The sequence below is a fragment of the Micromonospora sp. II genome, assembly GCF_001709195.1.
GTDB lineage: Bacteria > Actinomycetota > Actinomycetes > Mycobacteriales > Micromonosporaceae > Micromonospora > Micromonospora chalcea.
In genome coordinates, this window is sequence record NZ_LYXF01000003.1 from 151,311 (window position 1) to 170,950 (window position 19,640).

Genomic DNA, 19,640 nt, shown 5'->3' on the forward strand with positions numbered 1-19,640 from the left:
CCGGGCCCGGTGGCGCGCCGCGTGATCCGCGTCGGCGGGCGGTGTCGGGGGTGGTTCCTATCCTGGGGCGATGGTTCTCACTGACGTCACCGGGTCCTGGGCCGGCACCAGCGGTTTCCGTCTGATGCCCGCCGATCCGCTCGCCGAGTCGCCGGCCACCGCCATTGTCGCGACCGCCGCCGGTGGCCACCTGACCACCGTGTCGTACTCGTGGGGCCATCCGGGCGACGGGCCGCAGGACGGTCTGCTGGTGATCGCCGCCGGCGAGCAGCCGGGCTCGCTCGTCGCCTGGTGGGGCGACTCGTGGCACCAGCAGCCGACGCCGATGACGCTGACCGGCACGGCAGGCGGCGCGGCGGCGGTCGAGCTGAGCGCCGGGTACGGCGACGGATGGCAGTGGCGGATCACGGTGGACACCGCCGACCCGGCCACCCTGCGGCTGCGGATGGAGAACGTGGTGCCGGCCGACCAGGCGGGGGCCGACATGCCGGCCGGCCCCTACCCGGTCATGGTCACCGACGTGCGCCGCGCCTGAGTCCGGTCAGGCGGCGCCGTCGAGGATCTCCCGCAGCCGGCGCGCGAACGCCTCCGGCTGCCCGGCGTGGCCCATCTCCTCACCCAGGAATCCGCCGTGGTGGCTGGGAAAGACCGCGGCCTTGCCGCCGAGCAGCTCGGCCGCGGCCACCGACGTGCGTCCGGTGAAGGTGTCCGCCGACTCCTCGCCCACCGCGACGACGACCCGGGTACGCGCTGCGCGCAGCGCGTCCACGTCCGGCCGGAAGCGGGTGACCGCCGCGGCGCGGTCGGAGAGCAGCGGGTCGTCCCGGCTGCCGTCGTCCTCGGTCGGCATGCCGAACGCGGCGGGGTCGGGCAGCGGCTGGGCGAAGTACTCGTCGGGTGAACTCGCCCCGCCACGACGTCATGGCGATGAACGCCGCCATACCCGCGCCCCAGCCGCTCTTCTGGTACGCCTCCTGGCAGGCAGCCATGGCCCGCCGGGCGGCCTCGGCGTCGGGAAGCACCTGCACCAGCGGCGGCTCGTGCGCCACGAGCGTGGCCACCGCGTCCGGGTACGCGGCCACCAGGGCGAGCGCGGTCACCGCGCCGCCGCTGCTGGCGAACATGTCCACCGGTCCCGTGCCGAGGGCGTCGATGATGTCGCGTACGTCCCGGGCCTGGACCTCGGGCACGTCGTCGCCGCGGCCGTCCTTGCGGACGCTGCGCCCGAGCCCGCGCGGGTCGTACGTGACGACGGTCCGGTCCGGGAAGTACGAGGCCAGCGTGGCGAAGCCGTCGGCGCACATGGGCTGGCCGATCATGAACAACGGACGGTGTCCGGCGTCGGCGGCGGTCGGGGTGCGAATGTCGTAGACGAGGTCGACCTCGGGCGTCTGCAGAGTAAGCGTGTTCATGCCTCTGTCGACCGTCGCCGGCCCGGGAACTCATCGGTCCGGCGGGGAACTCCGCCGGACCGGCTCGCGGCGGTGTCGACGCCCACCGCCGCGAGCCGTGCCGTCGCCGTCAGCTCACCGTGCCGGTGACGGTGCTGCCGGACTTCGTCACGTAGTAGGTCAGCTTCGTGCCGCTCCAGAAGTGGAACGTCAGGGTGACCCGCTGACCGTCGTTGACCTCGGCGAAGAACTCCGGCTTCAGCGCGATCGTGTTGCCGGTGTAGTTCGGCGCGAACGTCACGTCGAACTCCTTGTACGAGGTCCAGTTGTGCGGGCCGGCGTTGCTGCCGTCCGCGTACTTGGCCTCCATGGTGGCGAGCTGGTCGCCGCGGAACTGCGCCGGGAGCGTGAACGCGGCGGTGGTGCCGGTCGCGTTGGAGAGCACCGGCGGGTCGTACGTGATGATGCTGATCCGCCACGGCACGCCCGCGGAGAAGCGTGCCTGGAGGTTGGCGTTCACGCCGTACGCGCGGGAGCCGACCAGCCGGGTGAGCGCCGACGCGGTGAGCGTCAGCGTGCTGCCGGAGACCGTGTAGTCGGTGCCGTTGACCAGGTCGGTGGTGCCCTGGCGCAGCCCCTGGAACGTGGTGCCGTTCAGGTTGAGCGTCAGGCTCTTGGCGGTGATCGTGCCGGTGCGCGGCACGTACACCTGGTCGCTGGACGCGGTGCCGGAGCGGGTGGTCCAGCTCGACTTGATCTGCGCGAACAGCTCGGGATCCTTCCACACGAACGACGTGCGGTCGAAGTGCTGGCCGTTGTCCCAGAGCTGGGTGGTCAGCTTGCGGCTGCGCGCGTAGTGGCCGAGGAACTCGAAGAACTTCAGCTTCTCGCCCTGCTCGATGGTGCCGGTGTGCCGGTCGAAGCCGAGCAGGCCGTACTCGCCGATGATCACCGGGATGTTGCGGGTGACGAAGGCGTTGTAGACGCGGTCGAACTGGTCGGTCAGGTCCTGCTGGACCGTCGCGTCGAACTTGGTTCCGCCGGCGACGTTCACGCTGAACGGCCAGTACCCGTAGAAGTGCACGGTGGCGATCAGGTTCGGGTCGTTGAGCGTGTTGAACGTGCTGACCAGCTCGTCCACCCGGGCCTGCTCGGCGGAGGTGTGCAGGGTCGGCAGGACGAGCAACCGGGTGGCGTTGTTTCCGCCGGACTGGCGGACGATGCGGTGGAACGACGTGTTCAGCTCGTTGAGCAGCGTGGCGTTCTGCGCGTCGCCGGAGCTGCCGGTGAACTGCGGCTCGTTGACGCTCTCGAAGGTCAGCTTCGGCGAGGAGTCCTTGAACGCGGCGGCGATCTGGGTCCAGAGCGCGTTGTAGCGGTTCAGCACGCCTGTGCGGTCGGTGGGCATCGTGTTGATCCACTGCCACGAGTCGTGGTGGATGTTGAGCACCACGTAGAAGCCGTCGGCGAGCGCCCAGCCGACCACCTCGCGTACGCGGTTGAGCCAGGCGGAGTCGATCGTGTAGTTCGGCGCGGCGCCGTGGTGGTTGCTCCAGGTCACCGGGATGCGGATGCTGTTGAAGCCCTGCGCCCGGACGTTGTCCAGCAGCGCCTCGGTGACCCGCGGGTTGCCCCAGGCGGTCTCGTCCGCGCCGACCGCGTCGAAGGAGTTGCCGAGGTTCCAGCCGGGTTGCATGGCGGCGACGGCGGCCATCGCGTTGCCCGCCGGCGGCGGGGTCGTGGGCGGCGGGGTGGTCGGGGGCGGCGTGGTCGGCGGGGGCGTGGTGGTCGGCGGCGGGGTGGTTCCGCCGACGCCGCCGGTGCAGGCCACGCCGTTGAGCGTGAACGCGGTGGGCGCGGTGTTCGCGCCGGTCCAGGAGCCGTTGAAGCCGAACGAGACGGTGCCGTTCGTGGCGATCGCGCCGTTGTAACCGACGTTCGTGGCGGTGACGTCGGCGCCGGAGGAGGTGACCGTGGCGCTCCACGCCTGGGTGACCCGCTGGCCGGACGGGAACGTCCAGCGCAGGGTCCAGCCGTTTACCGGGTCACCCAGGTTCGTCACGTCGACGTTCGCGGTGAAGCCGCCGGGCCACTGGCTGGCGGTGGTGTAGGTGACGCGGCAGCCGGCCGCCGCCTGGGCGTTCGTCGCCAGCAGTGCGGTGCCGACCACGAGTGTGGCGGCGGTCGCCGCGACCAGGCCGACCCGCAATCGGGCGGTACGGAAAGAGCGGAACATGGTGGTTCCTTCGTGGTGGGGTGGGCGCGTGGACGGGGAGGGCGGGGCGCGCACCCGCCCAGCGCGAGAATAAGTTTGGATTCCAAACATTGTCAATCGGCATATGTGGATGCGTAACCGTTCCGGCGTCCCGGCCTCACCCCACCGACCGGGCCGGTTCGACGACCGGCCACACCGGACCCGCCAGCCGGTCCGAAACCCGCCGGACACGCCTCGTGGGAACAATTTCGGCCGGGAATCCTCGCTACGCTCTCGCCCGCCAACACCGCTCTGACCTCAAGGGGACATCGTGCGCAGAAGGCTTCTCGGCATCGCGTCGGCGATCACCATCGCCCTCGCCGGCACGTTCGCCGCCGCCGCTCCGGCCCAGGCCGCCACGCCGCCTTTCATGATCACCAAGGTGTACTACGACTCCCCCGGCAAGGACACCCGCTCCAACGCGAGCCTGAACGCCGAGTACGTCCAGCTGACCAACAAGCGCAAGACGGTCCAGAACCTCAAGGGCTACTACGTGCGCGACAAGGCCGGCCACGTCTACTCGTTCACCGGCGACTTCAAGGTGGCCGCCGGGAACAGCATCGTCATCCACACCGGCAAGGGCACCAACAAGGGCACCCACCGCTACTGGGGCAGCGCCGCGTACGTCTGGAACAACGACGGCGACACCGCCTACCTGCGCAACCCCTCCGGCAGCCTGGTCGACAGCTGCAGCTGGGGCAAGGGCGGCCGCGGCTACACCAGCTGCTGACCACGCCGCGAAACGGCCGGCCCACCCGATCCGGGGGGCCGGCCGTCTCCGTCCGTCACGCCGCGAGCGACCGCACGGTGAGGTGGTCCGACAGCGCGCGCAGGAAGTCCGGCGCGTCGAAGATCCGGCCGGCCGAGGCGACACCCTTGGCCCGGGTACGCCCGGTGAGCAAACGGTGCACCGCCTCGACCGCGAGCGGCGCGCTGATCGCGTAGATGTCCCGCCCGTGCGCGACCACCCGCCGCCGGACGTCACCGGCACGCACGACCACGTCGACGGTGAACGTCTGCGCGGACCGGCCCCGCTCGTCCACAGCGGCCGGAGCGTCCCCCGCCGCCAGGTCGCGGGCCGCGTCGGCGGTCATGTACGTGCACACCTCCGGGATGTCCAGGTGACTCGGCACGGTCACCACGTCGGCCATGGTGAACTCGCCGAGCACCGGCCGCACGCCCAGCGGCGCCGGGAACTCCCAGTCCAGCCGGGGCAGGTCGCCGTCGGCGTACACCAGTCGCCCGCCGGTGAAGCGGACCCGGCGGCCGTCGCGGCGCTCGCGCGACACGACGCCGGAGGCGACCGTCCCGGCCGTCGGGTGCCAGCTGCTCAGCCCGTACGCGACGTGCGCCTCGTCGGCCGCCGTCCAGTCCCCCATCGCGGCGGTGACCAGCAGGTCACCGAGTCCGCCGAAGAACGCCATGGCGGGCACCACCGCGACGCCGGCCGCCTCGGCACGCTCGGCGTGGTGCGCGAACGTGTCCCGGTTCGCCTCGATCTCGGCCGCCACGTCGACGTAGGGAATCCCGGCGCGCAGCGCGGCCTCGATCAGCGGGCCCGCGGTCGAGGCGAACGGCCCGGCGCAGTTGACCACCGCCGCCGCCCCGGCCAGCGCCCGGTCCAGCGAGCCCGGATCGTCCACCGCCGCCACCCGGCGCTCCCCCGCCGGGAACGCGGCCGCCAGCTTCCCGGCGTCGCGCCCGAGCGGCAGCGGCTCGTACCCCCGCTCGCGCAGCTCCGCCACCACGAACCGCCCGGTGTGCCCGTACGCCCCGAACACCGCCACCCGCATGACGCCCCCTCAGAAGATCGACTGGAATGATCCTCGCCGGGCGCCGAGCACCGAGCCAGTGTCGCAAACGCCAATGCCCGTACAGTTTCGGACATGGCCACCATCGCGCTCGCCGCCACCGACGGGATGCTGCACTTCGAACTGGCCGCGGCCTGCGAGATCTTCGTCCGCGACCCGACCGGGCTGGCCGACCCCTGGTACGACCTGGTGGTCTGCGGCCCCGGCCCGGTCGGCGTCGGCCGGTTCGCCATCACGCCCGACCACGGACTGGACCACCTGGCCCGCGCCGACACGGTGATCGTCCCGGCGATCGAGGACACCGACGCCGACCCGCCGTCCGATCTGGTCGAGGCGGTCCGCGCCGCCCACGCGGCAGGCGCCCGGATGGTCTCGTTCTGCACCGGCGCGTTCGTGTTCGCCGCCGCCGGCATCCTCGACGGGCTGCGCGCCACCACCCACTGGGCGCACACCGAGGCGCTCGCCGCCCGCTACCCCCGCGTGCACGTCGACCCGGACGTGCTCTACGTGGACAACGGCACCGTGCTCGCCTCAGCCGGCAAGGCCGCCGCCATCGACCTCTGCCTGCACCTGATCCGCCGCGACCACGGCTCCACAGTCGCCAACGCGGTCGCCCGCCGCCTGGTCGTGCCGCCGCACCGCGCCGGCGGCCAGGCCCAGTTCGTCACCACCCCGGTCCCGGCCCGCGAGGACCACCCGCTCGCCGCGCTGCTGCCGTGGGCGATGGCGCGGCTGGACCGCCCGCTCACCGTCGCCGACCTGGCCCGCCAGGTGAACATGAGCACCCGCAACCTGGTCCGGCACTTCACCGCCGCGACCGGCGCCACACCGTCGCAGTGGCTGGCCACGCAGCGCATCCGGCGGGCGCAGGAACTGCTGGAGAACACCGACGACAGCATCGACGCCGTCGCGGAGGCGTCAGGCATGGGTACGGCGACGACGCTGCGCCGGCACTTCCACCGCACAGTTGGCGTGCCGCCGGACACCTACCGCCGGACGTTCCGCCGAGGCTGACCGGCACAGCGGCTATGGTCGGTTCGTGCCGCCCGAGGGGACGGTCGCCTGACAATCGGCACGGGGGAAGCTGTGTTCGACGTGATCGTGGTCGGCGGCGGGCCGACCGGCATGATGCTGGCGAGCGAGTTGCGCCTCCAGGGCGTCGGCGTGCTCGTGCTGGAGCGGGACCCCGAACCGCCGCCGTACGTGCGCTCGCTCGGGCTGCACGTCCGCAGCATCGAGGTGATGGACCAGCGGGGGCTGCTGGAGCGGTTCCTCGACAACGGCGGCAAGCACCCGATCCGGGGGTTCTTCGCCGGCATCGACAAGCCCGCCCCCGCCGATCTGGACACCGCCCACCCGTACGTGCTCGGCATCCCGCAGACGCTCACCGACCGGCTGCTCGCCGACCACGCGGCCGAGGTCGGGGCCGAAATCCGGCGCGGCAGTGCGGTTACCGGGCTGGAGCAGGACGACGACGGCGTGACGGTCCACCTCGACTCCGCGAGCGCGCCGCCGCTGCGGGCGCGGTTCGTCGTCGGCTGCGACGGTGGGCGCAGCACCGTCCGGAAGCTGCTCGGCGTCGGATTCCCCGGCGAGCCGTCGACAGTCGACACGCTGCTGGGCGAGATGGAGGTGACCGCCTCCCCGGACGAGATCACCACGATCATGACCGAGGTACGCCGCACCGAGAAGCGGTTCGGGCTCGGCCCGTCCGGCAGGCCCGGCGTGTTCCGGGTGGTCGTGCCGGCGGCCGACGTGACCTCGGCACCGCCGACGCTGGAGGACTTCAAACGGCAACTGACCGCGTACGCGGGCACCGACTTCGGCGTGCACTCGCCCCGCTGGCTGTCCCGCTTCGGCGACGCGACCCGCCTGGCCGAGCACTACCGGGTCGGGCGGGTGTTCCTGGCCGGCGACGCCGCGCACGTCCACCCGCCGCTGGGCGGGCAGGGGCTCAACCTCGGCATCCAGGACGCGTTCAACCTGGGCTGGAAGCTGGCGGCGGAGGTGAACGCGTGGGCGCCGGACGATCTGCTCGACACCTACGAGTCCGAGCGGCGCCCGGTGGCCGCCGACGTGCTGACGAACACACGCGCGCAGATGCTGCTGACCGGCAACGAGCCCGGACCGCAGGCGGTACGGCAGGTGCTGACGCAGCTCATGGACTTCGACGAGGTGAACCGCTTCCTGATCGAGAAGGTCACGGCGATCAGCGTCAGGTACGACGTCGGCGAGGGTCATCCCCTCCTCGGGCGGCGGCTGCGCGACGTACCGCTGCCGCAGGGTCGCCTGTACGAGCTGATGCGTACCGGCGGCGGGTTGTTGCTGGACGGGACCGGGAAGCTGTCGGTGGACGGCTGGGCCGACCGGGTCGGGCTCGTCGCCGGCACCGGCGACGAGCTGGACGTGCCCGCGGCGCTGTTGCGGCCGGACGGTCACGTGGTGTGGGTGGGTGACGACCAGCGGACGTTGAAGGGCGCGCTGACCAGGTGGTTCGGCGGCGGGACAGTTCGCGGGTAGCGACGGCGCACGGACTCGACAATGATCAGCTTCATGTCCGACGACAACCTGGCCGACACCTGGCGTCGCATCATCCTGGGAAGCGGCAAGTCCTGGGTCGTGTTCGCGCACGGCACGTGCGTCGTCCTGCCGGACCCCGCGCCGGGCGTCGACCTCGCCGCACAGGCCGTCGAGATCCTGCGCGAGTACGGCCCCGTCCACGTCGGCTCGCCCTCCGCGGACTTCGGTACCGTCACGCTCGACCCCGGCCCCGGCTGGGCGGTCTACGGCCATCACAACGACGTGTTGACCTACGTCGGCCCGGACGAGGTCTCGGACGACAGCGACCTTGCTGTCGGTCTGTACGGGCGCAGCAAGCGAGATCGAGACGGCCATGAGCTGACCGTCGTCCACGTCGAGGACAAGCGGCCCCGCTGACGCGCGTCGGCGCTGCGGGTTCAACTGACAGCGGCGCAATAGGCTCCAGTCCGTGCACGGATTCACCGATGTCGACCGGCAGCCGGACCCGAAATCGTGGGTGGGCGTGCTCGACCGCCTGAGCGGCGAGCCCTTCTACCAGGCATACCAGCAGCGGGTACGCGAGTTGCTCCGCCCGTCGTCCGGCCGGCGCTACCTCGACGTCGGTGCGGGCACCGGGGCGAGCGCGGTCCGCCTGAGGGACGATCACGACGTCACCGTGCTGACGGTGGATCGTTCCCTGACCATGGCCGTCGCCATGCGAGCCCGTGGCCTGACCCGGTGCGCCGTCGCCGACGCCCACCGGCTGCCGTTCCTCGACGACTCGATCGACGGTGCCTGGGCCGACCGCACCGTGCAGCACCTCGACGATCCCCGCGCGGCGATCAGGGAACTCGCCAGAGTCGTCCGCCCGGGTGGCCGGATCGTTCTCGCGGATCCCGACTACGACACGCAGGTGCTCGACATCGCCGACCAGGATCTGGCCCGGCGCGTGCTGAGGTTCCGGGCTGACTGCCTGCTCCGCAACGGCACCCTGGCTCACCAGCACGCCGGCATTCTCGCCACGCTCGGCCTGGCCGAGGTCACCGTCGAGCCCCGGACGCTGCTGGTTCGGAACCCGAACGCCGCCGACAACGTTCTCGGCCTGCGCAGTTGGGCCGGTACGGCGGCTCAGCGCGGCGTACTCGACCCCGCCGAAGCTCGCGCGTTCGAGGAGCAGTTCGACGAGGCGGTCGAGGCAGGCCGGTTCACGTACGCGGTCACGTTCTTCCTCACCGCGGCCACCGTCTACTTCCACGAGCCGTCGTCGTAGCGCATCACCGTTGACGTCGGTGCTTAGCATCGCGACGTGGACGAAAGTTGGGAACAACTTCACCCGCGACAACGCAAGCTGATTGGCGCGTTGATCATCCTCACCGCTTCTTCCGCCTTCATGTGCTGCGCCGCCTTCTATAACGGCACGACCGCGATTGGCCTCGCGAACCGCGGCCTCACCACAGACGCCACAGTCGTCGACGTCGACCGTCATGGACGCGCCAGCAAGGTCACCGTGGAGTTCACACCTCGTAGCGGCGAACCCCTGAGCGCGGAGTGCACGAGTTGCAGCCCCGAGCTCGACGAGGGCGATCGAGTACGCATCCGCTACAACCCCGAGGACCTCGCGCCGGGGGTGGAGGATGCCGAGAACCACGGCGCGCAGCGCGTCGCGGTATTCAACCTCGTGGCCGCCACCGTCCTGCTGTCGGGCGCTGGGTTTGCCGGGTGGCGCCTTCACCGAGACCGCCCAGTCTGATTCTGGGCACCGCCGGCTTGTGGCCGGTGTCAGCCGCCACACGGACGTCCCTGCCGGGTGTAGGCAGGCGGGATGCCGGGTACCTCGCGCCCCAACCCCGCACCCCTGCACAGGAGGACCCCATGACCGTCGTACTCGCCGTTGTCTGCAGCGACGGGGTGGTGATCGGCGCGGACTCCCAGATCACCGAGAGCGACCGCGGTCTGAGCTTCCCCGCGCAGAAGCTGCACCCGCTCGGCGACTGCGCCGCCTGGGGCGGCAGCGGCGCGCGAGGAGTGCTGAACGACCTGCGCCCCCTCCTCCAGGACTCGGCCACCGCCATCCTCGAAGCGCCGGACATCGGCGGCGAGCTGCAGGAGCGCGTCCTGCCCGTCTTCAAGAAGCACTACGAGAACTACATCCCGGACGTGCCCGGCGAGGGCTCCGGCGGCGGGGTGTCGGCATACCTGCTCGCGGCCGGCTTCAGCCAGGGCGGGCCGTGGATCGTGGAGATCAACCCGAACGGGCTCATCGGCCGCTACGAGGACGTGGGCTTCCACGCCATCGGCTCCGGCGCGCCGATGGCTCAGCAGGCCGGCGCGCTGCTGTCCCACTTCCGGATGACCACGCGCACCGTCGAGTACGGCGTGGTGGGCGTGGTGCGGGTGCTGGAGGCGCTGGAGCAGACCTCGCCGTCGGTCGGCCGGCCGTTCAGCGTCGCGTGCATCCGGGAGGAAGGCGCCCACCATCTCGACGAGAAGGAGATCGCCAAGGCGCTGAAGGACGTCCAGCGCTGGCGTGACCTCGAACAGAAAGCGCTCGACCAGCTGTTCGACTGACGCGAGCGGGTTCGAAAAAGGCCGTCTCCCATCACGGGAAACGGCCTTTGAACTGGGTGGAGCTGAGGGGATTTGAACCCCTGACCCCCTCGATGCGAACGAGGTGCGCTACCGGTCTGCGCCACAGCCCCTCCGCCGGCGAACCGGCGTCGGTCCCACCCAGCTTTCACCGGGTGGGCCGGCGACAAGGCTAACAGGTAGCGCCCCCACGACGCGAACCGCCCCACCGCCCACGTAGATCTTGGAAGAAAGCGGCTCCCAGAGCGACCCATTTCTTCCAAGATCGCCCGCCGCGGGCGACGAGGGCCGCGCCGGGCGAGGGCGTCAGGCGCCTCGGCCGGACTGGTAGGGGCGTCCGCGCAGGCCACCCGCCCGCCGGTAGGACACCGAGCCGCCGCTCGCCGCGGGCGGCAGGTCCGCGGGACGGTCCAGCCCCATCGCCGTACGCCGGACCGCCTCGCGCTGGGCGGCCAGCCGGCGCTGCGCCTCCCGCCGGGCCGCCGCGCGCCGGGCCTGCTCGCGGCGCACCTCGGCCTGGCGGGCGGCCAGCCAGGCCGCCTCCCGGGCGTCCGCGCGCCGCCGCCGACGTTCGGCGAGGGCACGCTGCCGCAGGTGCACGACGTACGCAACGAGCAGCGTGCCGGTGACCGAGACGCTGATCCAGAACCCGGGTCCGACAAGTACCACGCCGCCCAGTTCCACCAGGTTGAGCAGCAGCAGCGCGGCGAGCACCCGGCGCCGGCGGTAGATCGCCGGGGTGTGCCGCCGCCGGGGCGAGTTCCGTCGGCGGGACTGGGCCGGGACGGCGGAGACGGGCCGGAGCCGGCCGGAACGGCGGCGCAGCGGTGGCGCGGAGACCGGGCGGGCGAGACTACCCGTGTCGGAGTCTTCACTGAGGGTCACCACGAGGGAGCGCGGCGGGTGCAGCGGCCGTCGCCCGGGCACGGTGCGCCGTCGACGCTGGCGCTGGAGCACCCGCGCCGTCGACTGCGCCCGCTCCGCCACCAGCCGCTCGGTGGCGTCGTACCGGCGGACCAGCGCCGGAGCGAGGGCGAGCAGACCGGCGGCGGCGAGGACGGCGAGGAGCACCGACGTGGGCACCCTCACCCCTCCCGTCACCAAAGTTCTCCGGCGAGCGCCGCCCGCCGCAACTTGTTCCGTCGACCGTCGTTTACGGCGCACTTCATGCGGGCGGGCAGCGCTTGCCGCAGCTTGCAGTTACTTGAGGTTACGGGCCGTCGACCCAGTTCACAGTGCGCCGCGCCGTGCGGGCGCGTCAGCGGCGGTTGTCACGTACGCGGTGCCACCGCGCCAGCAAGCCGCCCTCGGCGACTACTTCCTCGCCGGTCATCGCGTATCCGATGTGGTCGCGCCACGCGCCGTCGATGTGCATGTAGCGCACGTGATAGGCCTCCTCGCGGAAGCCGAGCTTCTCCACCACCCGGCGGGACGGCATGTTCTCCGGCCGGATGTTCACCTCGATCCGGTGCAGGCCACCGGGTCCGAAGGCGTGGTCCACGGCGAGCGCGACAGCGGTCGGGATCACGCCCCGGCCGGCCACCCGGGAGTCCACCCAGTAGCCCACGTACCCGGAACAGAACGCCCGCCGCACGATGCTGCCGATGTTGACGTGGCCGACCAGCCGCTCCCGGCCGTCCTCACGCAGGCACACCGCGAACGGCATGCCCTCGCCGCTGCGCGCGGACTTGCGCTGGTCCGCGTGGACCAGCCGGAACGCCGCCGGCGAGTTGGTCTCGTACCAGCCGCCGGGCACGTGCGACTCCCACGGCGCCAGCCACTCGCGGTTCGCGCGCCGGATCTCCGACCAGGCGCCGGCGTCCGAGCGCCGGTACGGCCGCAGCACCACCGGGCCGTCCACGAGCACCGCCGGCCACCCCGGAGCCCGCCAGAACCTCACCGGGCTTGCCTTTCGCTCGCGACTGCGGGGCTCGCAAGCTCACTCCTCGCGCTCACCGAGCTTGCCCTTCGCTCGCGACTGCGGGGCTCGCAAGCTCACTCCTCGCGCTCACCGGCGCCGGTCCAGCAGGAGCACGTCGACGGTGGACCCCGCGGCGGCGGTGGTGACCCGCTCGCCCAGCACCAGCAGACCGTTCGCGTCGGACAGGCCGGAGAGCGTGTACGGGCCACCGGCGAGCGGCTGCACCGTGTACCCGCCGCCACGCCGCTCGGCCACGTGCGCGGGCCGGAACTCGCGCAGCCCCACCGGGGACGAGACCGTCTCCAGCAGGTGCGCGCGGACGCTCGGCCGGAACACCGGCTCGGCGCCGGCCAGCAGCTGGATCGCCGGGCGGGCCAGCACCTCGAAGCCGATCAGCGCCGCGCCGGGCTCACCGGGAAGACACACCACCGGCACCTCCTCGGCGCCGACCGTACCGAACCCGAGAGCCGTTCCCGGATAGAGGGCCACCTCTGTGAAGGTGACCGGCCCGGCCCGGCCGCCCTCGCGGCGGGACAGGATGCGGCGCACCATGTCGCCCGGGCCGGTACCGGTGCCGCCGGTGGTGATGATCAGGTCGGCCCGCAGCGTCTGGTCGTCCAGCAGGCCGCGCAGCGCCTCCGGGTCGTCGTCGCAGATCCCCACCCGGTACGCGAGCCCGCCCGCCTCGGCCGCCGCAGCGGTGAGCGCGTGCGAGTTGGTGTCGACCACCTGCCCGGGCTGGCTGCCCCGGCCCACGTCGACCAGCTCGTCGCCGGTGGCCACGATGACCACGCGCGGACTGGGCCGCACCACGACGTGCCCGATGCCGGTGGCGGCGAACACCGCCACCAGCGCCGGTGAGACGTACGCGCCGGCGCGGGCGAGCAGTGTGCCGGCGACCAGTTCCTCCCCGGCGCGGCGCAGCCCGTACCCCCGTTTGGGGGCGCGGAAGATCTCGACGGCGGCCATGCCCTGGTCGGTCCACTCCACCGGGACGACCACGTCGGCGCCGATCGGCAGCGGCGCGCCCGCCGCGACCGAGAAGCACGATCCGGGGGTGAGCCGAACCGGCCGCCAGCTCGCCGCGCCCAGGTCACCGACGACGTTGAGCCGGATGCTGCGGCCACCGGGCATACCGGAGGGGGCCGGGACGTAGCCCGGCCCCCGACTCCCACCGGAGATGTCCTCCCAGCGCRCGGCGTACCCGTCCACCGCCGCCTGGTCGAAGGCGGGGTACGAGTGCGGGGCGACCACGTCCTCGGCGAGCACGTTGCCGTACGCCTGGGTCAGGTCGAGGTCGAGTGGAGGCAGCGCGCGTAACCTGCGCAGCACACTGCCCAGGTAGTCGGCGAGCGGCGTCAACTCGTTCGCGGCCGCCTCGGCGTCGGCCGTCGCGGTCATGTATCGGCACCGCCGGACGCGTCACGCATGCCGTTGAGGACCGCCGCCGTGACCGTCTCGTCGCCGTTGTTGACGAACTCGGCCAGCCACTTGCGGAACTCGGCGCCCAGGTCCTCCCGCTCGGCCGCGATCTGCACCACGGTCTGCAGGTAGCCCAGCGGCATGCCGGTGTCGTAGCGGGTGCCCCGGTAGACGATGGCGTGCACCGGCACCCCCTCGGTACGCAGCAGCTCCATCGCGTCGGTCAGCTGGATCTCGCCGCCGCTGCCCGGGTCGGTACGCCGGATCGCGTCGAAGATCTTCCCCGGGAGCACGTACCGCCCGAGGACCGCCAGGTTGCTGGGCGCGTCGGACGGACTGGGCTTCTCCACCATGCCGGTGACCTTGACGACCTCGGCGATGTCGCCGTACTCCGACTCGGCGGGCTCGACCGACGCGATGCCGTAACGGCTGGTCTCGGCCGGGTCGACCTCGAAGAAGGCGAGCACCACGCCACCGGTGCGGGCCTGGAGCTCCAGCATGGCCGGCAGCAGCGGCTCGGAGGGCTTGACGAACTCGTCGCCGAGCAGCACCGCGAAGGGCGCGTCGCCGACGTGCGACTCGGCGTACCCGACGGCGTGGCCGAGGCCGAGCTGCTCCGGCTGTCGCACCGTGTAGATCGCTGCGAGTTCCTCGGTGCGCTTGACCTCGGCCAGCAGCTCGGGCTTCTTGGCGAGCCGTTCCTCCAGGTCGGGCCGGCGGTCGAAGTGGTCGACCATCGAGGTCTTGCCGCGACCGGTGATCAGCAGGATGTCGTCGATGCCGGCCTGCGCGGCCTCCTCGACGATGTACTGCAGCACCGGCCGGTCGACGACCGGCAGCAGTTCCTTGGGAACCGCCTTGGTGGCCGGCAGGAACCGGGTGGCCAGGCCGGCGGCCGGGATCACGGCCTTGACCGCGCGGGAGCGACCGCGGGTCGCTGAGGGGTTCGCTGAGTGCTCCGACATGTCGCGAGACTATCGGCCACGGCTCTGCCGCGGCGGGTGAGGACCGGAAGACGCGCCGCCCTGGACGGTGCCCGGCGCGTCCGCCGTGCCCGCCCGGGGCAGCCCGTCCGGCGGGCTGACGGTCACGGCCACCACCGGGATCTCCTGGGTGGGAACCGGATCGGGCGCGGGGGCCAGCCGGTAGCCGTCGCGTCCGGCGGCCTTCGCCGCGTACAGCGCGTCGTCGGCGGCGTCGAGCACCTGCTGGCCGTCGACGGCGTGGTCCGGGTAGACGGCGATGCCGATGGAGACGGTCACCGGCACGTGCACCGGCCCGTCGGTGCTTCCCTCGACAGTCACCGGCTGGTCCCGTACGACCGCGCCGAGCCGCTCGGCGACGATCGTGGCGCCCCGCGCGTCGGTCTCCGGCAGCAGCACCACGAACTCCTCGCCGCCCTGCCGGAACGCGAGGTCCACCTCGCGGATCACGCCGCGTACCCGGCGCGCGAACTCGACCAGCACGGCGTCCCCGGCGGCGTGCCCCCAGGTGTCGTTGACGCGCTTGAACCGGTCGAGGTCGAGCGCGAGCACGCTGAGCATCCGGCCGAACCGGTTCGCCCGCTCCACCTCCCGGCGGATCGACTCGCGCAGGTAGCGGTAGTTCCACAACCCGGTCAGCGGGTCGGTGAGGGAGAGCCGCTGCGCCTCCTCGTGCACCCGGACGTTCTCCACCGCGACCGCCGCGTGCCCGGCGAACGTCCGCAGCGTCACCACGTCGTCGTCGTGGAACTCGGGACCGCCGAGCCGGTCGTAGAGCACGAGCACGCCGAGCGCGGCGCAGGCCGAGCCGGGCGGGTCGCCGTCGGCGGGCGGGTGGCCGGGCCGGTCCGGGCCGCGCGACTCGGCGCCGCCGGGCGTGGCGAACGGCACCGCCACGTACGTCTCGCAGGACGGCTCCCCGGTCGGGGCGTCGGGTGGGGTCCACCGGCCGCGCAGCGGCTCACCGGTGGCGGCGACCGCGCCGAGCACCCCGGCGCCGACCGCGACCCGCAGCGTCGCCGGGTCGGCCGGGTCGCTCGTGGGCCAGCGTCCGGTCAGCCCTTCGACGCACCGGCCGACGAGCACGCCCTCGGCGTCGACGAGCAGCACCGCGCCGGCCCGGGCGCCGGTGGCGGCGATCGCGCTGTCCAGGATCACCCGCAGGATGCGTTGCAGGTCGTGCGTGCTGGCGAGCGTGTCGCCGAGCACGGCGAGGTGGTTGCGCAGCTGGTCCCGGCTGCTGGTCAGCGCCGCCACGTAACTGCCGGTCTCCCGGGCCATCCGGTTGAACGCGCTGGCCAGCCGCCCGATCTCGTCCCGGCTGCGCACCGGCACCCGGGCGCTCAGGTCGCCCTGCGCCACCCGGTCCACCGCCCCGGCCAGCTCGCCCAGCGGCCGGGTGGTCACCCGGGCTAGCCGCCACGCGGTCAGCACGGCCAGCAGGGCGGCCAGCGCCACCGCCGCGATCAGCGCGCCGTACAGGCCGGGTGGGCGCTCGCCGGGAATCGAGAGCACCAGCGGCAGCGGTTGACCGGGCATCGGGCCCACCCGGCGCACGTACCGGCCGTCGCCCGTCCCGGCCACGCCGTTCCCGCGCGCCTTGCCGGCGGCGGCCAGCACCGCTGCGCGTACCCCCTGCTCTTCGGTCGTGTGGGTGATCTGCCCGGGGGCGTCGAGGAGGGTGACCGCGACGCCGGTGACGGCGGCGAGCCGCGCCACGAAGGCCCGGTCGACGGGCTGCGCCGCGGCGACCGCGCCGAGGTCGGCGCCGGCCGGGTCGCGCAGCCGCACCTGAGCGGAGAGCGCGCCGATCGGGGTGGCGGGGGCGCCCGCGCAGTCCTGCCAGCGCCCGGGCGGACCGCCCGCCGTGGCGTAGCTGGTGCGGCCGGCGGCGTCGGCGATCAGCACGCCGGCGGCGAGCCCCCGGCCGACCACCTGGTCGGCCGCACGCGGCCGGGCGACCGGGTCGGCCACCAGCGCGACCGCGTCGGCCGCCGCGCGCAGTTGCTGGCAGAGCGCGTCGATCGAGGTACGCACACCGGCCGCGGCCAGACCCAGTCGCTCGGTGGCGCGGCTCCGGTCGACGGCGCTCAACGTCGCCCCGACGAAGAGCGCGCCGAGCAGGACGGGGCCGAGCACCACCGCGAGGAAGGCTGCCGTCAACCGCCCGCGTAGCGTCAAGCTTCCCCCCGGAAGTTCCGCGCCCCTTGGTGCGATGCTGACACAGAGCGACCATTAGGCAAGCGTTGCGTCAGGAGTGTTGCGTGCCGGAATTTTCGGATGAAGCGCACGATGCGAAGCAGAAGATGCGCGTCGCGCTGCTCGCCGCCCGCCGGTCGCTGTCCGCGCCCGAGCGCGCGGTCGCGGCGGCCGCCGTCCAGGCCGAGCTGGTGACCCTGGTACGCCGGCTGCGACCGGCCAGGATGAGCGCGTACGTGCCGGTCGCCTCCGAGCCCGGCGGGGACGACCTGCCCGAGGTGCTGCGGGCCGCGCTGCCGCCCGACGCCGAGCTGCTGCTGCCGGTGCTCTGCGACGACCTGGACCTGGACTGGGCCCCCTACACCGGGCGGGAGTCGCTGCGCGCCGCCGGCCGGGGCATGCGCGAGCCGACCGCGTCGACCCGGGGCCGCGCCGCAGTGGCCGCGGCGGGACTCGTAGTGGTGCCGGCGGTAGCGGTGGACCGCCGGGGCATCCGGCTGGGCCGCGGCGGCGGCTCGTACGACCGGGCGCTCGCCCGGGTGCCCGCCACCGTGCCGACGGTGGCTCTCCTGCACGACGGCGAGCTGGTCGAGGCGGTCCCCGCCCAGCCGCACGACCGCCCGGTGCACTGTGTGATCACTCCGGCGGACGGGTTGGTGGCCGTCCCGGGTGTGGGCCCGGGCGCTTCCGCTGGACGAACCCGGGGGTCATGACGCACCATTGGCACTCGAATACCACGAGTGCCAACAGGCCGTGCCAAGATCCGGAGGAGAACGTGCCCACGTACCAGTACGCCTGCACCGCGTGCGGCCACCAGCTCGAGGCGGTGCAGTCCTTCTCGGACGACCCGCTGACCGAGTGCCCGGCGTGTGAGGGGCGGCTGCGAAAGCTCTTCAACTCGGTGGGCATCGTGTTCAAGGGCTCCGGCTTCTACCGCACGGACTCCCGTACGTCCGGGTCCGACAACGGGAGCAGCGCCGCGAACAAGCCGGCCAAGTCCGAGTCGTCCTCGTCGTCCGGTTCGACGTCGTCTGGTTCGACCTCGTCCGGTTCGTCGTCGTCCTCTTCTTCGGGGTCGTCGTCCGGTTCGGGTTCCGGCTCTGGTTCGGGTTCCGGGTCGACGGCGAGCAAGGCGCCGGCGGCGTCCAGTTCCTCCTGACCAACGCTTTCGCGCTCGTGGCCGTCCCGTTTCCGGGGCGGCCACGTTGCGTATGGCCGCCCCGCACGATGGAGCGCCCGCTCCCGACCACTCGCGCGCTGCTCACCACCTCGGCGAGGTTGCTGCATCAGCTCGCCGAGATAGCGCCACTTCCCCGAACTGGCGGCCCCGGCCACTCCGGATGTGACCACCTCCCCGAAGTGGTGGCGCCGGACCCCGCCCGGGCAGCGGTTGTGCACAGGACGGCGGGTTATCCACAGGGGCAAGCGGTGGGGCCGCGGGCGACGATGGCTCGGCCCTAGCCTGCGGGTCGGAAGGTTGGCCGACGGTGGGAGGCAGCGGTGGCGGGTGGCGAGGCGACGTTGCGTCCGGTCCGCTGGCGCGGATTGCCGCGACGCCGGACGCTACTGCGGGTGGCACTCGTCGCGGTGCTGCTGGGACTGGCCGCGGCGGTGCTCCAGACACCTCCGTCCTGCCAACCCGGGGCTCCCCCGGCCGCCTCGACGACGCCGGCCGGTCCGCCGCCCGACGGGCCACGCGCGTTGCCGGCCGGTGCGGTCGGTGTGCCGATCCGGCTGGCCGAGCCGGCCGCCCTCGCGGTGCTGCGTCCAGGTGCCCGGGTCGATCTGATGGTGGTGCCCGCCGGCGGGTCGGCTGACCCCACGCTGCTGGCGCCGCGTGCGCTGGTGCTCGACGTGGTCGGCGCCGCCGGGGCGGTCGACGGGTCCTCCGCGCTCTACCTGGCGCTGCCGCCCGAGCAGGCGCGCCGGGCGGTCGGGTTGCCGGAGGGCAGCCGCTTCGCCGTGGTCGTACGCGGGTGACGCGGAGCCGCGGTCAGTCCCAGTGCGGCGGGCGCTCGGCGAGCAGCCAGTCGTCGTTGCCGCCGGGGCGCTCGCCCCAGCCGCGGTCGGTGTCGTCGGTGGTCTGTTCGGGCAGCACCACGAAGTCTTCGCTGAGGTCGACCACGCGGTCGTCGTCGCCGCGCGGTGCCCGGATGCCGGGGTCGGTCACGAGCAGCAACGATACCGCCGGAACGGCGGCCACCTCGACCCCGCGACGTCCGGCGCCGCCACGGCTGCGATCGGGAACAGCCCGGCGCGGACTGCACCGTGATTCCGAACAGCCAGACACAGACCGGGCGCGACCCTGAACGGCCACTCGATCTCGTCGGGCCCGGCAGCGGGTCGGAGCCCCGCCGCGCAAGAGGTACGCGCCGAGGTGTCGGTGTCGGGCGGCCGACCGGCCGGGGCGTTGGTAGCGTCGGACGGCGTGACGACGCCGAGCGGTGGCAGCCCCGACGACGAGACCTGGCGACGCCCGGAGCAACAGGCCGCGGGCGAGGAGAACGACGCCGGGGCGTCCCGCCCGGGCGGGTCGGGCTCCGGCCAGGCCGA

Annotated in this window: 20 protein-coding genes, 1 tRNA gene and 2 pseudogenes; 11 read left to right on the forward strand and 12 right to left on the reverse strand. The window is 73.0% G+C overall.

Annotated elements, in window-relative coordinates:
• Positions 1–70 precede the first annotated feature (70 nt).
• Positions 71–535, forward strand: a complete 465-nt coding sequence (locus tag A8711_RS00750) for a hypothetical protein (protein WP_069087196.1) — start codon at positions 71–73, stop codon at positions 533–535.
• A gap of 6 nt (positions 536–541) precedes the next feature.
• On the opposite strand, the gene A8711_RS33085 is transcribed toward A8711_RS00750, so the two are convergent.
• From A8711_RS33085 to A8711_RS00760, 3 genes and pseudogenes are all read right to left on the reverse strand, one after another.
• Positions 542–850 carry a hypothetical protein gene (locus A8711_RS33085; protein WP_369830097.1) on the reverse strand — a complete coding sequence of 103 codons (309 nt, stop codon included), beginning with the start codon at positions 848–850 and terminating at the stop codon, positions 542–544.
• Positions 851–1,079: 229 nt separating this feature from the next.
• A pseudogene (locus A8711_RS33090) lies at positions 1,080–1,412 on the reverse strand (alpha/beta fold hydrolase); the annotation flags it as partial.
• Positions 1,413–1,521: 109 nt separating this feature from the next.
• Entirely contained in the window at positions 1,522–3,627 is a 2,106-nt protein-coding gene (locus A8711_RS00760) for a cellulase family glycosylhydrolase (RefSeq protein WP_069087197.1), read from the reverse strand.
• Between the two features lie 289 nt (positions 3,628–3,916).
• Between A8711_RS00760 and A8711_RS00765 the strand changes: the two genes are divergently transcribed.
• Positions 3,917–4,375 (forward strand): lamin tail domain-containing protein, encoded by a 459-nt coding sequence (locus tag A8711_RS00765; RefSeq protein WP_064447599.1) that lies wholly within the window; start codon positions 3,917–3,919, stop codon positions 4,373–4,375.
• A gap of 55 nt (positions 4,376–4,430) precedes the next feature.
• Here A8711_RS00765 and A8711_RS00770 read toward each other — a convergent pair whose 3' ends face one another.
• A complete protein-coding gene (locus A8711_RS00770) occupies positions 4,431–5,438 on the reverse strand; it encodes a saccharopine dehydrogenase NADP-binding domain-containing protein (RefSeq protein ID WP_069087198.1) in 1,008 nt (335 codons plus the stop codon).
• A 93-nt stretch (positions 5,439–5,531) separates the two neighbouring features.
• On the opposite strand from A8711_RS00770, the gene A8711_RS00775 reads away from it, so the two are divergent.
• The 6 genes from A8711_RS00775 to A8711_RS00800 all read left to right on the forward strand — a co-directional run bounded on the left by A8711_RS00775 (position 5,532) and on the right by A8711_RS00800 (position 10,544).
• Positions 5,532–6,470 (forward strand): helix-turn-helix domain-containing protein, encoded by a 939-nt coding sequence (locus A8711_RS00775; RefSeq protein WP_069087199.1) that lies wholly within the window; start codon positions 5,532–5,534, stop codon positions 6,468–6,470.
• Positions 6,471–6,542: 72 nt separating this feature from the next.
• Positions 6,543–7,976 carry a rifampin monooxygenase gene (gene rox / locus A8711_RS00780; RefSeq protein WP_069087200.1) on the forward strand — a complete coding sequence of 478 codons (1,434 nt, stop codon included), beginning with the start codon at positions 6,543–6,545 and terminating at the stop codon, positions 7,974–7,976.
• A gap of 33 nt (positions 7,977–8,009) precedes the next feature.
• Complete coding sequence (locus A8711_RS00785) at positions 8,010–8,393, forward strand: hypothetical protein (protein ID WP_176722721.1); 384 nt, start codon at positions 8,010–8,012, stop codon at positions 8,391–8,393.
• A gap of 52 nt (positions 8,394–8,445) precedes the next feature.
• The gene (locus A8711_RS00790; RefSeq protein ID WP_069087201.1) at positions 8,446–9,246 is read left to right on the forward strand and encodes a methyltransferase domain-containing protein; all 801 of its coding nucleotides are present in this window, start codon (positions 8,446–8,448) and stop codon (positions 9,244–9,246) included.
• Positions 9,247–9,282: 36 nt separating this feature from the next.
• A complete protein-coding gene (locus tag A8711_RS00795; protein ID WP_069087202.1) occupies positions 9,283–9,726 on the forward strand; it encodes a DUF3592 domain-containing protein in 444 nt (147 codons plus the stop codon).
• A gap of 122 nt (positions 9,727–9,848) precedes the next feature.
• The gene (locus tag A8711_RS00800) at positions 9,849–10,544 is read left to right on the forward strand and encodes a proteasome protein (RefSeq protein ID WP_069087203.1); all 696 of its coding nucleotides are present in this window, start codon (positions 9,849–9,851) and stop codon (positions 10,542–10,544) included.
• 57 nt (positions 10,545–10,601) lie between these two features.
• Here A8711_RS00800 and A8711_RS00805 read toward each other — a convergent pair.
• The 6 genes from A8711_RS00805 to A8711_RS00830 all read right to left on the reverse strand — a co-directional run bounded on the left by A8711_RS00805 (position 10,602) and on the right by A8711_RS00830 (position 17,069).
• A tRNA-Ala gene (locus tag A8711_RS00805) sits at positions 10,602–10,675 on the reverse strand.
• A 193-nt stretch (positions 10,676–10,868) separates the two neighbouring features.
• Positions 10,869–11,651, reverse strand: coding sequence for a hypothetical protein (locus tag A8711_RS00810; protein WP_176722722.1), 783 nt, complete (start codon positions 11,649–11,651; stop codon positions 10,869–10,871).
• A 169-nt stretch (positions 11,652–11,820) separates the two neighbouring features.
• On the reverse strand, positions 11,821–12,462 hold the full coding sequence (locus A8711_RS00815) for a GNAT family N-acetyltransferase (protein ID WP_030501124.1): 642 nt from the start codon (positions 12,460–12,462) through the stop codon (positions 11,821–11,823).
• A gap of 108 nt (positions 12,463–12,570) precedes the next feature.
• Positions 12,571–13,884: a gephyrin-like molybdotransferase Glp gene (glp, locus tag A8711_RS00820; protein WP_069087204.1), complete on the reverse strand. Its 1,314-nt coding sequence runs from the start codon at positions 13,882–13,884 to the stop codon at positions 12,571–12,573.
• The gene (locus tag A8711_RS00825) at positions 13,881–14,870 is read right to left on the reverse strand and encodes a UTP--glucose-1-phosphate uridylyltransferase (protein WP_069087205.1); all 990 of its coding nucleotides are present in this window, start codon (positions 14,868–14,870) and stop codon (positions 13,881–13,883) included. Before A8711_RS00825 ends, glp begins: the two co-directional genes overlap by 4 nt.
• 9 nt (positions 14,871–14,879) lie before the next feature.
• The gene (locus A8711_RS00830; protein ID WP_176722723.1) at positions 14,880–17,069 is read right to left on the reverse strand and encodes a diguanylate cyclase; all 2,190 of its coding nucleotides are present in this window, start codon (positions 17,067–17,069) and stop codon (positions 14,880–14,882) included.
• A gap of 83 nt (positions 17,070–17,152) precedes the next feature.
• Here A8711_RS00830 and A8711_RS00835 point away from each other — a divergent pair, with 83 nt between their 5' ends.
• Both A8711_RS00835 and A8711_RS32655 read left to right on the forward strand, forming a co-directional pair.
• Positions 17,153–17,800: a 5-formyltetrahydrofolate cyclo-ligase gene (locus tag A8711_RS00835; RefSeq protein WP_069087207.1), complete on the forward strand. Its 648-nt coding sequence runs from the start codon at positions 17,153–17,155 to the stop codon at positions 17,798–17,800.
• Positions 17,797–18,003 (forward strand): annotated as a pseudogene (locus A8711_RS32655) (FmdB family zinc ribbon protein); the annotation flags it as partial. The gene A8711_RS00835 and the pseudogene A8711_RS32655, both read left to right, overlap by 4 nt.
• 14 nt (positions 18,004–18,017) lie before the next feature.
• Here A8711_RS32655 and A8711_RS32660 read toward each other — a convergent pair.
• Entirely contained in the window at positions 18,018–18,422 is a 405-nt protein-coding gene (locus A8711_RS32660; RefSeq protein ID WP_233607826.1) for a hypothetical protein, read from the reverse strand.
• A gap of 237 nt (positions 18,423–18,659) precedes the next feature.
• Between A8711_RS32660 and A8711_RS00845 the strand changes: the two genes are divergently transcribed.
• Positions 18,660–19,067 (forward strand): flagellar biosynthesis protein FlgA, encoded by a 408-nt coding sequence (locus tag A8711_RS00845; protein WP_223201247.1) that lies wholly within the window; start codon positions 18,660–18,662, stop codon positions 19,065–19,067.
• A gap of 13 nt (positions 19,068–19,080) precedes the next feature.
• On the opposite strand, the gene A8711_RS32285 is transcribed toward A8711_RS00845, so the two are convergent.
• On the reverse strand, positions 19,081–19,257 hold the full coding sequence (locus A8711_RS32285) for a hypothetical protein (protein WP_166455806.1): 177 nt from the start codon (positions 19,255–19,257) through the stop codon (positions 19,081–19,083).
• Positions 19,258–19,640 lie beyond the last annotated feature (383 nt).